Genomic DNA, 12,484 nt, shown 5'->3' with positions numbered 1-12,484 from the left:
TTACCAACGACCGCGGTGATCGTTCTGGCCGCCGCGGCCGTAGCCGTGGCCGTAGTCGCGGTCGTTACGCTCGTAGCGGATCTGGGCGCTGATGCGGTCCAGGCGACGGTCGAGGTCGGCGCGTTCCCAGCCGTTCAGGCCGTTGGCGCGGTAGCGGTATTCGAGACGCGAGACTTCGCGCAGTTCGCCTTGCAGGCGGCGGGCTTCGTGGCGGTTCAGGTCGCCGGTGCGCACGCCGCGGTCGATACGCTGCTCGAGCTGCGCTTGGCGCTGGTTGATGGGCTGGGCCATGGCCGCGGCGGGGACGGTGGCGGCCGCCAGGGCCGAGACCGCAACGATCGGCAGAATGATCTTCTTCATCGGTTCGGTTCCTTTCAACTGGTCCGTCGCCGGTCGCGACGACGTTGAAGACAAGAAACCACGTCCCGCCTGAAGCGGTTCTGAGCCCGTCGTTATGTTGAGTTCATCTACCTGAAGTCGTTGTCATGTCGCGGAGCGAGCGCCGCAGGGGTGGAAGCCTCGCCCTTCGACAGGCTCAGGAAGAGGCTTCTCTGTCGCCCTGCCTGCATCTGGTCCTCACCCTGAGCTTGTCGAAGGGCGAGGGCCGTGTACGGCGCTCAGGCCGCCTCGGCCGCGGCCAGGCGAGCGGCCGCAGCCACGGCGTCCTCGATGGCGGTGTAGAGCTTGGTGACCTCGATCGGCTTGGCCACGTGGCCGTCCATGCCGGCGGCCAGGTAGCCCTCGACCTGGTGGACCAGGGCGTTGGCGGTCACCGCCACGATCGGGGTGCGGGGACGGCCCTCGGCCTTCTCCAGCGAGCGGATGGTGCGGGCGGCCTCAACGCCGTCCATCACCGGCATGTGGATGTCCATCAGGATCACGTCGTGGCCGCCGGCGCGCCAGGCCTCGACGCAGGCCGCGCCGTCGGCGACCAGGGCCACCTCGGCGCCTAGGGGCGCGAGCACGGCGGCGATGACCTTCTGGTTGGTCAGGTTGTCGTCGGCGGCCAGCACGCGCAGGCGACGCGGGGCGCTCTCGTCGACGGGCTCGACGGCGGCCGGCGCGGGCGCCTGGATCTCGCCCTTGCCGCGCGGCATGGCCACGACGACGGTGAAGGTCGAGCCCTGGCCTTCGCGGCTCTGGACGTGGATGCCGCCGCCCATGACGGCGGCCAGTTCGCGGCAGATCGACAGGCCAAGGCCCGAGCCGCCGAAGCGGCGGGTGGTCGAGCTGTCGGCCTGAACGAACTTGTCGAACAGGCGCGGCACGATGTCGGCGGCGATGCCGATGCCGGTGTCGGTGACGTCGATGCGCAGGCCCGAGCCGTCCTCGGCCGAGGCGAAGCGCACCGAGACCGCGCCTTCCAGCGTGAACTTCAGGGCGTTGGAGACCAGGTTGGTCAGGATCTGTCGCAGGCGGTCGGCGTCGCCGCGCCAGCTGCCAAGGGCCTCGGGGGCGACCATGACGCCGAACTCCAGGCCCTTGTCGCGGGCTTGGCCGACGAAGGTCTCGCGCAGCGAGGCGGCGAGGGCGGACAGGTCGAAGTCGCGCTCGACCAGCTCCAGGCGGCCGGCTTCGATCTTCGACAGGTCGAGCACGTCGTTGAGCACGGCCAGCAGGAGGCCGCCGGATTCGCGGATCACCGACAGGCGCTCGCGCTGCTTGGCCGACAGGTCGTCCATGGCCATCACTTCGGTCATGGCCAGCACGCCGTTCAGCGGCGTGCGGATCTCGTGGCTCATATTGGCCAGGAAGTGCGACTTCAGCACGTTGGCGGCGTTGGCGTCGTCGCGGGCCTTGACCAGCTCGCCCATGGCCGAGCGCAGGTCGTGGTCGTTGGCTTCCAGGCGCGAGACCAGGTGGTTGAAGCTGTCGGTCAGGCTGTGGAAGACGTCGTCGTCGCTGGCCTGCTGCACGGGACTGTAGCGGCCGCCCTGGGCCATGTCGTGCATGGCGTCCGACAGCCGCTGCATCGGCTTGGTCATGCGCCGGGCCAGGCTGTTGGCCAGCAGGATGGCCAGGCCCGCCGCGCCGAAGAACAGGGCGCCGGTCAGGGCCAGGTCGCGGGCCAGGATCTCGACCAGGCTGGGCTGGCGGGCCACCAGGGCCAGCTCGCCGACCTTGCGGCCTTGCAGCACCACGGGGCGGGTCAGGGTTTCGACATTGGCCTCGTTGTCGACGCCGATGCGCGCGACGGTCTGGCCGGAAAGATCGGTGAGGCGCGCGCCGGCCACGTGCGGGGCGCGGATGACGGCGTCGAGGGCGCGGCTGGCGCCGACGGCGTTGTGGTCGGCCAGGGACGGGGCGGCGCCGGCGGCCACCATCTCGGCCAGGACGCGGTGGTTCTCGCGGGCTTCCTGCCGCGCCACGCTCCACTGCTGGAGCATGAAGCACAGGCATGCGGCGGTCAGCGCCGCGACCGTGGTGCCCAGCGCCACGCCGGCGATTCGCGCCTGCAAGGGCGCGTGAGCAGCGGCTTCCGAATTGCGGCGCGTGTCGTCCATGGCCCTTCCGCAGGTCAAACATGGCCATTTTGCCGCAAGGTTCCTAACGACTCGCTTCCAGCCCCAGGTGCAGTCGCGACAAAACAACGCTAGGGCGCATTTTCGATTGCGGCCGCGTTAATGATTCGTTTACCTATTCACTCGGTTCTCTGGAGGAGTCGGGTGTGGAAAAAGTTTTCGTAGCTCAACGTGTCGCCAATAAGCTTTTCGCGACCGAGAACGCCGTTGATACGGCGATGATGGAAGCCGCCGAACTGATGGCGGACATGCTGAAGGCCCGTAAGGACCTCGGCCTGTCGGCGGTCGTCGGCGACAAGGCCAGCGCCAAGCTGGTCGAGGCCCTGGCCGCGCTGGGAGAAGCCCGCAGCGCCATGGTCGACATGCATGGCCAGCTGAACGAAGTGAAGCTGCGCATGGGCATCCGCACGAAGCTGGCGGGCGTGGAAGACAAGTCGGGCGACCTCGGTGGCACGACCGGTCAGTCCGAAGGTCTTCGCACCGTCGCCTGACGGCAAAGTTGCAAGACTTTAACTTAGCAGGGCCCCTAATTTGCGTTAGGGGCCTTTCGCATGCTTGCTAGCGCCATCTCCGCCGCGATCTGGATTGCGATCGTCTCGCTGGTGGCCTTCGCATGGCTGAAGGGAAGTCGTCCCGAACGCATGGGATCCCTGGCCGTGCTGCTCGGCGCGCTGGCCGTGATGATCACCCACAGGTTGTTGCCGGAAGGCGTGCAGGCGGTCGTGCTGCTGGTCATCGACGCGGCCTTGGCGGTCGCCTTCCTGATGCTGGCCATGCGCTTCGTCAGCCAATGGCTGGGCGTGGCGATGATCCTGCAGGCGGTGCAGTTCAGCCTGCACGCCTACTATCTGGTGGTCGAGAAGCCGCACGACTACCTCTACAGAAGCGTCAACAACATCAACACCATCGGCGTCCTGCTGGCGGTGCTGGTAGGCACGCTGCTGGCCTGGCGTCGCAAGGCTCGCGCCGCAAAATAATTGCCCTGGCCGGACGATCCGTCGCGGCCCGTGGAATAAATTTTCAAAATTTCGGTCTTGCCTTCCGGGCGAAAACGCGGTTTTTCGCCGGCGGGCCACGCCCCCCCAACGGGGCGCAGTCCATCTGTAAGGATGGGAGACATCGCTATGACTACCCTCGCCAAGCCGGCAATCCGTCCGGCTCGCCCCGAGTTCTCTTCCGGCCCCTGCGCCAAGCGCCCCGGCTGGTCCCCTGAAAATCTGAGGAACGCGGTCCTTGGCCGTTCGCACCGCTCGAAGCTGGGCAAGGCGCGCCTGAAGGCCGCCATCGACCAGACGCGCGACGTGCTGGAAGTGCCGGCCGAGTTCCTGATCGGCATCGTCCCCGGTTCGGACACCGGCGCCGTCGAGATGGCGATGTGGTCGATACTGGGCGCCCGCCCCGTGCAGCTGATGGCCTTCGAGTCCTTCGGAAAGGACTGGGTCACGGACGTCACCAAGCAACTGAAGCTGCCGGACGTCGAGGTGCTCAGCGCCCCGTACGGCGAGCTGCCCGATACCGCCAAGGTCGATCCGGCCAAGGATCTGGTCTTCACCTGGAACGGCACGACCTCGGGCGTGCGCGTGCCCAACGCCGACTTCATCTCGGCCGAACGTGAAGGCATCACCATCTGCGACGCCACCAGCGCCGCCTTCGCCCAGGACCTGGACTGGACCAAGCTCGATGTCGTGACCTTCTCCTGGCAGAAGGCGCTGGGCGGCGAGGGCGCGCACGGGATCCTGATCCTGTCGCCGCGCGCCGTGGCCCGCCTGGAAAGCTACGTCCCGGCCTGGCCGATGCCGAAGCTGTTCCGCATGACCAAGAACGGCAAGGTCACGCTCGACCTGTTCGAGGGCGCGACGATCAACACCCCGTCGATGCTCTGCGTCGAAGACGCGCTCGACGCCCTGCAATGGGGCGCCTCGATCGGCGGGCTGCAGGCCATGCAGGGCCGCGCCGACCAGAACCTCAAGGTCCTGGCCGACTGGGTCGAGAAGACCGATTGGGTCGACTTCCTGGCCGCCTCGCCGGAAATCCGCTCCAACACCTCGGTCTGCCTGAAGGTGGTGGACGCTCAGATCGCCGCCCTGCCGGCCGACGCCCAGGCCGACTTCGCCAAGAAGCTGGCCAGCCTGCTCGAGAAGGAGGGCGCGGCCCTCGACATCGGCGGCTATCGCGACGCTCCGGCCGGCCTGCGCATCTGGTGCGGCGCTACGGTCGAGGCCTCGGATCTCGAGGCCCTGACGCCGTGGCTCGACTGGGCCTTCGCCGAGACCAAGGCGGCCACGCTCCAGGCGGCCTGAAGCCGGTGTTCGCCGATCCCCTGACGCAGCGCCTGGCCGACTTCGTCATCGGCATCGGCATCGACGTCACGGCGGGCGAGTTGCCCGACGACACCTTCCTTCCCGGAGTGGACATCCGCTTCGGGGGGCTGGTGATCGACGAGCAGCGTCTCGCCCACCCCGGCGACATCCTGCACGAGGCCGGCCACATCGCCGTCACCGAACCGGAAGGCCGCAAGGCCGAACGGCTCGAACCCACCGACGGCGAGGAGATGGCCGCCCTGGCGTGGTCCTGGGCCGCCCTGACCCACCTGGAGCTCGACCCCGGCGTGGTCTTCCATCCGGAAGGCTACAAGGGCGACGCCGGGTGGCTGGTCGAGACCTTCACCTCCGGGGGCGCCATCGGCGTGCCTCTGCTCCAGTTCTACGGCCTTGCCCTCGAGCCGCGACAGGCGGCCGAGCGCGGGGTCGCTCCCTTCCCGCACATGCTGCGCTGGCTTCGCTGAGCGCGGCTTTAGAAACAAAGACACAAGCGCGGTCCGACCGCCGACAAGGAACACCTGACCATGGCTCCTCGCGTCCTCATCGCCGACAAGCTTTCCCCCGCCGCCGTCGACATCTTCAAGAACCGCGGCCTCGACTTCGACATCAAGGTCGGCCTGTCGAAGGACGAACTGATCGCCGTCATCGGCGACTATGACGGCATCGCCATCCGCTCGGGCGCCAAGCTCGACAAGGACGTGATCGCCGCCGCCCACAAGCTGCAGGTCATCGCCCGCGCCGGCATTGGCGTCGACAACGTCGACATCCCGGCCGCCACCGCCAAGGGCATCGTGGTGATGAACACCCCGTTCGGCAACTCGATCACCACGGCCGAGCACGCCATCGCCATGATGTTCGCCCTGGCCCGCCAGATCCCCGCCGCCGACGCCAGCACCCAGGCGGGCAAGTGGGAAAAGAATCGCTTCATGGGCGTGGAGCTCTACGCCAAGACCCTGGGCCTGATCGGCGCCGGCAACATCGGCGGCATCGTCGCCGACCGCGCCCTGGGCCTGAAGATGAAGGTCGTGGCCTACGACCCCTTCCTGAGCCCCGAGCGCGCCATCGAGATGGGCGTCGAGAAGGTCGAGCTGGAAGAGCTGCTGGCCCGCGCCGACGTCATCACCCTGCACACGCCGCTGACCGACAAGACCCGCAACATCCTGTCGGCCGAGAACCTGGCCAAGACCAAGAAGGGCGTGCTGATCGTCAACTGCGCCCGCGGCGGCCTGGTCGATGAAGCCGCCCTGCGCAAGCTGCTCGACGAAGGCCATGTGGCCGGCGCCGGCTTCGACGTGTTCGTCACCGAACCGGCCAAGGAAAACCCGCTGTTCGGTTCGGACAAGGTGGTGGCCACCCCGCACCTGGGCGCCTCGACCTCGGAAGCCCAGGAGAACGTGGCTCTGCAGGTGGCCGAGCAGGTCAGCGACTACCTGCTGACCGGCGCCGTGACCAACGCGCTGAACAGCCCGTCGGTCAGCGCCGAGGAAGCCCCCAAGCTGAAGCCGTTCGTGGCCCTGGCCGAGAAGATCGGCGCCCTGGCCGGCCAGATGGTCGACTTCGGCATCAAGGCCATCGACATCGCCTTCGAGGGCGAGGTCTCCAACCTCAACGTCAAGCCGCTGACTTCGGCCGCTCTCGCCGGCGTGCTCAAGCCGATGCTGGCCGAGATCAACATGGTTTCGGCCCCGGCCGTGGCCAAGGAACGCGGCGTCACCGTCTCGGAAAGCCGCCAGGAAAAGAGCCCGACCTATGACTCGCTGCTGCGCGTGACCATCACCACCGAGAAGGGCAAGCGCGCCTTCGCCGGCACGGTGATCGCCGGCGCCCCGCGCGTCATCGAGGTCAAGGGCATGGAGCTGGACGCGGGCTTCTCGCCGGCCATGCTCTACATCAACAACCTCGACAAGCCGGGCTTCATCGGCGCCCTGGGCATGCTGCTGGGCGAAGCGGGCGTCAACATCGCCACCTTCAACCTCGGCCGCGTCTCGGCGGATGAAGACGCCATCGCCCTGGTCGGCGTCGACCAGGCCCCGAGCGAAGAGCTGCTGGCCAAGATCCAGGCCCTGCCGCACGTGAAGGAAGCCCGCGCGCTGACCTTCTGAAGACTGAACGACCCTGCGTGATCCTCGTCCTTCGACAAGCTCAGGATGAGGATCATGTTTGGCCTCGACGGCAGAGAAACCTCACCCTGAGCCTGTCGAAGGGCGAGGTTTCCGCCGCACGATTGCAGATCGCGTGCAGAGCCCGACAAGAATGGCCGCTCCGGCTCGCGCGCCATTTTCACGCCCCAGATGAGCGGCTAGGGCAGGGGCCCGCCTCGTCCAGGAGCCCCGATGTCCCGCAGCTTCAAGCGCAAGATCAACTGGCTGGCCTTCGCCGTGTTCGTGGCGGCCGCCGCCTACGCGTTCTGGAAAGCGATCACGCCGGGCGACGACAGCGTCGGCCTGATCCCGTGGGACAAGGCCAAGCACTTCATCGTCTTCTACGTGCTGGCCGTGCTCGGCTGCCTGGCCCTGCCCAAGAGCCGGCTGTGGCGGATCGCGGCCGTGCTGGTGGCCTTCGGCGGGCTGATCGAGATCGTGCAGCACTTCACCGGGCGCGACATGTCGTGGGGCGACCTGGTGGCGGATTTCTGCGGCGTGACGGCCGCCTATGCCTACAGCCTGGTCGGCGCGATCCGCCGCAAGCTGCCCGCCGGCTGAGCTTGACCGTTCCCGGCGGCGCGCTCACCACTGGCGCGTGAAGAAGTTCCCGCCGCTCAAGACCGATTCCGACGACATGCTGCACCTGGACGCCCTGCGGGCGCTGGGCGCGGTGCTGATCGTCGTCTTCCACTTCAACCGGTTCATCAATATCGACGGCCGGTGGCAGGCGGTGGACGACACGGTCAAGAGCTTCAGCCTGCTCGTCGACCTGTTCTTCGTGATCTCCGGCTATGTGATCAGCGCCGTCTATACGGGCCGGATCCGCACGCTGTCGGACTTCCGCTGGTTCCTGCAGAAGCGGGTGGCGCGCCTGATGCCGCTGCACTGGCTGACGCTGGGCGTCTTCATCGTCATCGCCGTCGCCGGGGTCATGGGCCTCGTGAACGACCGCGATCCTTCCCGCTACGACCCGGCCTGCGTCGTACCCAACATCCTGAACCTGCAAGCCTTCGGCATCTGCCGGGCCCAGACCTTCAACTTCGTCAGCTGGTCGATCAGCGCCGAGTGGGCGATGTACCTCCTGCTGCCGCTGCTCCTGTGGCTGGCCATGCGCGGAACGGCCTGGCTGACCGTGGTCACCGCCGTGATCCTGGCGGCGCTGTTCGCCATTCCGGCGCAGCAGCCCTTCCACATGTGGACCGCCGATTTCGGGATCGCCCGCGCCGCGCCCGGGTTCCTGGTCGGCATGATCGCCTACAAGATCCGCGGGCCGTTGGGCCGCCTGCCGGCCGCGAAGTGGTGGTTCTTCGCTTCGTGCGTCGCCTTCGTCGCCGGCTGCGCCGTTCAGCTGGATCGCGACCTGCTGCTGTTCGTCTGCTACGCCGTCGGCCTGCTGGGCGTGGCGGCCGACAATGCGCCGGCCAGGCCTGGCCCCGTGGTGCGCTGGCTGGCGCCCTGGGGGCAGCTGTCCTACTCGATCTACATGCTCCACCCGATCGTGCTGAAGATCGCCCTGAACTGGGTGGGCCTGGGGATGCTGCACCTGGATGGCGACGTCATGCGCCTGTGGTGCCTCTTCTGGGGGCTGGTGCTGATCCCGGTCAGCTATGCGTCGCTGATGTATTTCGAGAAGCCCGCGCGGGATGCGATCGCGCGGTGGGGGAAGAAAAAGAAACCTCTCCCATAGGGAGAGGGAGGGGCCGATCGCGAGGCGATGGGAGGGTGAGGGGTTACACCCTCAAACGTCTTACCCCCTCATCCTACCACGCCTGCGGCGCGGGCCCCTCCTTCTCCCCATGGGAGAAGGGGGTAGTGATGGAGAAGGGCTAGCGTTTGGACACGTGATCCACGAACGCCGGCAGTTCGGCGATCGAGGCCAGTTCCACATAGCGCTCGTGCCCGACCGGCGCCTCGGCGGCTTCGTGGGCCCAGACCAGCGGGTAGGGGATCAGCGCGCCCCAGGCGCCGGCCTCCAGCGCCGGCAGGATGTCGGACCGCATCGAATTGCCGGCCATCAGGCCCTGCTCGGCGCCGGTGCCGTAGCGCTCGAACACCCGGCGATAGGTGCCCGCGTCCTTCTCCGAGACGATCTCGACCGCGGCGAACAGGTCTCCCAGGCCCGAGGCGGCCAGCTTCTGCTCCTGGTGCAGCAAATCACCCTTGGTGATCAGGATCAGGCGATAGCGCTTGGAAAGCTCGGCCAGCGCCCGCTCGACGCCGGGCAGGGGCTCCACCGGCTCGGTCAGCATCTCGCGGCCGACGGCCAGGATCTCGCGGATCACGCGGGTGGAGACCGCGCCGTCCGTCAGGTCCAGCGCGGTCTCGATCATCGACAGGGTGAAGCCCTTGGCCCCGTAGCCATAGATCCGCAGGTTGCGCTTCTCGGCCACGGCCAGCTGGCTGTTGATCCGCTCTTCGTCGCCGAAGTCGGACAGCAGTTCGACGAACCGCTTGTGGGTCAGCCGGAACAGGCTTTCGCAGTGCCAGAGGGTGTCGTCGGCGTCGACGCCGACCGTGGTGATGAGGCTCATCCCCTCCGTCTACATCAGCGCAGCGTGCGCTTGTAGAGGTCCAGCAGGTTGGTCCAGGCCTGTTCGGCGGCGGCCTCGTTGTAGACCTGGCTGCCCTTGACCGTCCAACCGTGGGCGGCGCCCTCGAAGACCTCGACCTTGGCCGGGCGTTTGGCCTCGGCAAAGGCGGCCTTCAGCTTGTCCTTCACGTCGGGCTCCTTCTTGTCGTCGTTGTCGGCGACCTCGATCAGGTACTCGGCGTGGGTCTTCGGGATCAGCAGGTGCGGGCTCGAGGGATCGGCCGTGACCAGGCCCCCGCCGTGGAAGCTGGCGACGGCGGCGATACGGCCCGGCGCGGCGGCGGCGGTGCGGAACGACAGCGGCCCGCCCATGCAGTAGCCCTGCACGCCGATCTTGCGGCCCTTGTCGGTTTCCTTCTGGGCGTCGAGGAAGGCCACGTAGGCCAGGGCGTCGCGGTCCGTGCCCTCGGGCGTGACCGTGGCCCGCAGCGGCGTGATCTTGGCCCGGTCTTCGGGGTTGGCGAAGTTGAAGGTCCCGTCGATCACCGGCGCCTTCTTCACGCGATAATAGAGGTTGGGAACCAGCACCACGTAGCCGGCGGCGGCCAGGCGGCGACCCATGTCGCGGAACACGGGGCGCAGGCTCATGACGTCGGGCCAGATCAGCACGGCGGGGTGCTTGCCCTTGCCGGCCGGCTTGAACAGGGCCGCGTCGGCCTCGCCGTCGGGCGTCTTGATGGTGACGTCGGTCTCCACGACCTTGTCGTCGGCGCGGGCGGCGGTGGCGGCCAGGCCCCCGGCGGCGGCGGTCATCAGGCCGAAGGTGCGGCGCGAGACGCGGGGATCATGAACCAGGCCGGGATGGATGTCGTCGTCGCACATCGCGCGGGCTCCTTGCTGAACAGAGGCGCCCGCACGGTGCACGACCTGACGCCGAAGGCAATCGGCGGCTCGCGATAAGGTTCAGAAGCTGAGGACGACGAAGACCACGCCGCTGATCACCACGCCCGCGCTCAGCATCACGCCGAGCGCCTGGCCGGCCAGCGACTGACCCGGAAGGCGCGTCCAGGCGATCTTCGGCGCGCGCTTCGGGGCGGCTCGATCGTGGACGGCGGCGGTCATGATTCCATCTCCTCGTTTAAGCCCAAGCTTGTGGGGCCTGACGAGTTAACGGGCCTGAACCGCCGGTGGATGCAGGCGTGCGACCGATTGATCCAGGGTGCGCCTAAAGGGTCACACTCCAGCCGTCGCGACCGCTGCCGGGGCCGACGGGAGGCCGGGGCTTGGCGTAGGCCGTGTGAGCCTTGGTGACCCGCCGCAGCGAGGCGGGAAAGCGGTGCAGCTTGCTGTCCGGGCGGATCGGCCGGGCCACCAGGTCGCCCTCGCAATTGGGGCAGACGCCGTGGAATCGGGTTTCCGCGCAGTCGGCGCAGAAGGTGCACTCGAAGGTGCAGATCCGGGCCTCGCCGCTGTGGGGCGGCAGGTCGCGGTCGCAGCACTCGCAGTTGGGGCGCAGTTCGAGCAAGGGCCGTCCTCCCGTGTTCTTATGCGTTGAAGCCCCGCACCATAAGGGCTTGAGGGGCGTCCGCGCGAGGGGGCGCGTTGGGAGATCACGGGAATGTGGGGCGGGTCGCGAAAAGCCGTGATCCGAGGGGTTGACCCCCCCGCCCACGACCCCTAAACACCCCGCCGTTTGCGCGGCGGGCGGGGTTCTCCCTGGCCCGCCTTTTTGCAACAATAACCACGCGTTCTGGAGGCGCTTCTCGAGATGTCCCAAGACCTTCTCCCCGGCGTCACCGGCGTTCTGGTTTTGGCCGACGGCACCGTCCTGCAGGGCGTGGGCTGCGGCGCGGTCGGCGACGCGGTCGGCGAGGTGTGCTTCAACACCGCCATGACCGGTTACCAGGAAATTCTGACCGATCCGTCCTACATGGCCCAGATCGTGGCCTTCACCTTCCCGCACATCGGCAATGTCGGCACGAACAGCGAAGACGTCGAGCAGGTCACCGGCGTGGCCGAGACGGCCGCCCGCGGCGCGATCTTCCGCGACGTCCCGACCGATCCGGCCAACTGGCGCGCCAACAGCGACTTCGACGGCTGGATGCAGCGCCGCGGCGTCGTCGGCCTGGCCGGCGTCGACACCCGCGCCCTGACCCGCAAGATCCGCGAGACCGGCATGCCGCACGGCGTCATCGCCCATGCGCCGGACGGCAAGTTCGACCTCGACGCCCTGAAGGCCAAGGCCCGCGACTGGTCGGGCGTCGTCGGCCTGGACCTGGCCAAGGACGCCTCGACCACCCAGACCTTCACCTGGGACGAGGGCCTGTGGTCGTGGCCCGCCGGCTACGCCAAGCTCGAGACCCCCAAGTACGAAGTGGTGGTCATCGACTACGGCGTGAAGCGCAACATCCTGCGCGCCCTGGCTCACGTGGGCGCCCGCGCCACCGTCGTTCCGGCCAGCACCTCGGCCGAAGACATCCTGGCCCGCAACCCCGACGGTGTTCTGCTGTCCAACGGCCCGGGCGACCCGGCCGCCACCGGCGAGTACGCCGTGCCGGAAATCCAGAAGCTGGTCGCCAGCGGCAAGCCGGTGTTCGGCATCTGCCTTGGCCACCAGATGCTGGCCCTGGCTCTCGGCGCCAAGACCGTGAAGATGGAACAGGGCCACCACGGCGCCAACCACCCGGTCAAGGACCTGACCACCGGCAAGGTCGAGATCGTGTCGATGAACCACGGCTTCACCGTCGACAGCGAAAGCCTGCCTGAGCCGGTGCAGGAGACCCACGTCTCGCTGTTCGACGGCACCAACGCCGGCATCGCCCTGAAGGACAAGCCGGTGTTCAGCGTCCAGCACCACCCGGAAGCCTCGCCCGGCCCGACCGACAGCCTCTACATCTTCGAGCGCTTCGCCGGCCTGATGGACCAAGCGAAGTAAACAGCGCGAAGTAGGATCAAGCGCCCCGCCGA

The 12,484-nt window shown here is 67.9% G+C and carries 14 protein-coding genes; 8 read left to right on the top strand and 6 right to left on the bottom strand.

Features of this window, described 5'->3' with window-relative positions:
- On the bottom strand, positions 1 to 360 hold the full coding sequence (locus SGCZBJ_RS22245; protein ID WP_101720113.1) for a hypothetical protein: 360 nt from the start codon (positions 358 to 360) through the stop codon (positions 1 to 3).
- Positions 361 to 617: 257 nt separating this feature from the next.
- Complete coding sequence (locus SGCZBJ_RS22240; protein WP_101720112.1) at positions 618 to 2,504, bottom strand: ATP-binding protein; 1,887 nt, start codon at positions 2,502 to 2,504, stop codon at positions 618 to 620.
- 236 nt (positions 2,505 to 2,740) lie between these two features.
- Here SGCZBJ_RS22240 and SGCZBJ_RS22235 point away from each other — a divergent pair, with 236 nt between their 5' ends.
- The 7 genes from SGCZBJ_RS22235 (at position 2,741) to SGCZBJ_RS22205 (ending at position 8,674) form a co-directional block, all read left to right on the top strand.
- Complete coding sequence (locus SGCZBJ_RS22235; protein WP_338065469.1) at positions 2,741 to 3,013, top strand: hypothetical protein; 273 nt, start codon at positions 2,741 to 2,743, stop codon at positions 3,011 to 3,013.
- A 60-nt stretch (positions 3,014 to 3,073) separates the two neighbouring features.
- The gene (locus tag SGCZBJ_RS22230; RefSeq protein ID WP_101720110.1) at positions 3,074 to 3,499 is read left to right on the top strand and encodes a hypothetical protein; all 426 of its coding nucleotides are present in this window, start codon (positions 3,074 to 3,076) and stop codon (positions 3,497 to 3,499) included.
- A gap of 147 nt (positions 3,500 to 3,646) precedes the next feature.
- The gene (locus SGCZBJ_RS22225) at positions 3,647 to 4,822 is read left to right on the top strand and encodes a phosphoserine transaminase (RefSeq protein WP_101720109.1); all 1,176 of its coding nucleotides are present in this window, start codon (positions 3,647 to 3,649) and stop codon (positions 4,820 to 4,822) included.
- A gap of 5 nt (positions 4,823 to 4,827) precedes the next feature.
- Complete coding sequence (locus tag SGCZBJ_RS22220) at positions 4,828 to 5,307, top strand: hypothetical protein (RefSeq protein WP_101720108.1); 480 nt, start codon at positions 4,828 to 4,830, stop codon at positions 5,305 to 5,307.
- Positions 5,308 to 5,367: 60 nt separating this feature from the next.
- Positions 5,368 to 6,945 carry a phosphoglycerate dehydrogenase gene (gene serA, locus SGCZBJ_RS22215; RefSeq protein WP_101720107.1) on the top strand — a complete coding sequence of 526 codons (1,578 nt, stop codon included), beginning with the start codon at positions 5,368 to 5,370 and terminating at the stop codon, positions 6,943 to 6,945.
- A 231-nt stretch (positions 6,946 to 7,176) separates the two neighbouring features.
- Entirely contained in the window at positions 7,177 to 7,545 is a 369-nt protein-coding gene (locus SGCZBJ_RS22210; RefSeq protein WP_101720106.1) for a VanZ family protein, read from the top strand.
- Between the two features lie 37 nt (positions 7,546 to 7,582).
- The gene (locus tag SGCZBJ_RS22205) at positions 7,583 to 8,674 is read left to right on the top strand and encodes an acyltransferase family protein (RefSeq protein ID WP_101720105.1); all 1,092 of its coding nucleotides are present in this window, start codon (positions 7,583 to 7,585) and stop codon (positions 8,672 to 8,674) included.
- A 139-nt stretch (positions 8,675 to 8,813) separates the two neighbouring features.
- On the opposite strand, the gene SGCZBJ_RS22200 is transcribed toward SGCZBJ_RS22205, so the two are convergent.
- The 4 genes from SGCZBJ_RS22200 to SGCZBJ_RS22190 form a co-directional block, all read right to left on the bottom strand.
- Positions 8,814 to 9,518, bottom strand: coding sequence for an HAD family hydrolase (locus SGCZBJ_RS22200; protein WP_101720104.1), 705 nt, complete (start codon positions 9,516 to 9,518; stop codon positions 8,814 to 8,816).
- Positions 9,519 to 9,532: 14 nt separating this feature from the next.
- The gene (locus tag SGCZBJ_RS22195) at positions 9,533 to 10,399 is read right to left on the bottom strand and encodes a dienelactone hydrolase family protein (protein ID WP_101720103.1); all 867 of its coding nucleotides are present in this window, start codon (positions 10,397 to 10,399) and stop codon (positions 9,533 to 9,535) included.
- Between the two features lie 81 nt (positions 10,400 to 10,480).
- On the bottom strand, positions 10,481 to 10,639 hold the full coding sequence (locus SGCZBJ_RS25805) for a hypothetical protein (RefSeq protein ID WP_165799412.1): 159 nt from the start codon (positions 10,637 to 10,639) through the stop codon (positions 10,481 to 10,483).
- Between the two features lie 103 nt (positions 10,640 to 10,742).
- Complete coding sequence (locus tag SGCZBJ_RS22190) at positions 10,743 to 11,042, bottom strand: DUF1272 domain-containing protein (protein WP_101720102.1); 300 nt, start codon at positions 11,040 to 11,042, stop codon at positions 10,743 to 10,745.
- Positions 11,043 to 11,285: 243 nt separating this feature from the next.
- Between SGCZBJ_RS22190 and carA the strand changes: the two genes are divergently transcribed.
- On the top strand, positions 11,286 to 12,452 hold the full coding sequence (carA, locus tag SGCZBJ_RS22185) for a glutamine-hydrolyzing carbamoyl-phosphate synthase small subunit (RefSeq protein ID WP_101720101.1): 1,167 nt from the start codon (positions 11,286 to 11,288) through the stop codon (positions 12,450 to 12,452).
- The last annotated feature ends 32 nt before the right edge of the window (positions 12,453 to 12,484 follow it).

It is taken from the genome of Caulobacter zeae, from assembly GCF_002858925.1.
In the GTDB taxonomy this organism is placed as follows: domain Bacteria; phylum Pseudomonadota; class Alphaproteobacteria; order Caulobacterales; family Caulobacteraceae; genus Caulobacter; species Caulobacter zeae.
Note: the sequence above shows the minus strand (reverse complement) of the source record. Positions and strands in the feature narration are given on the sequence as shown.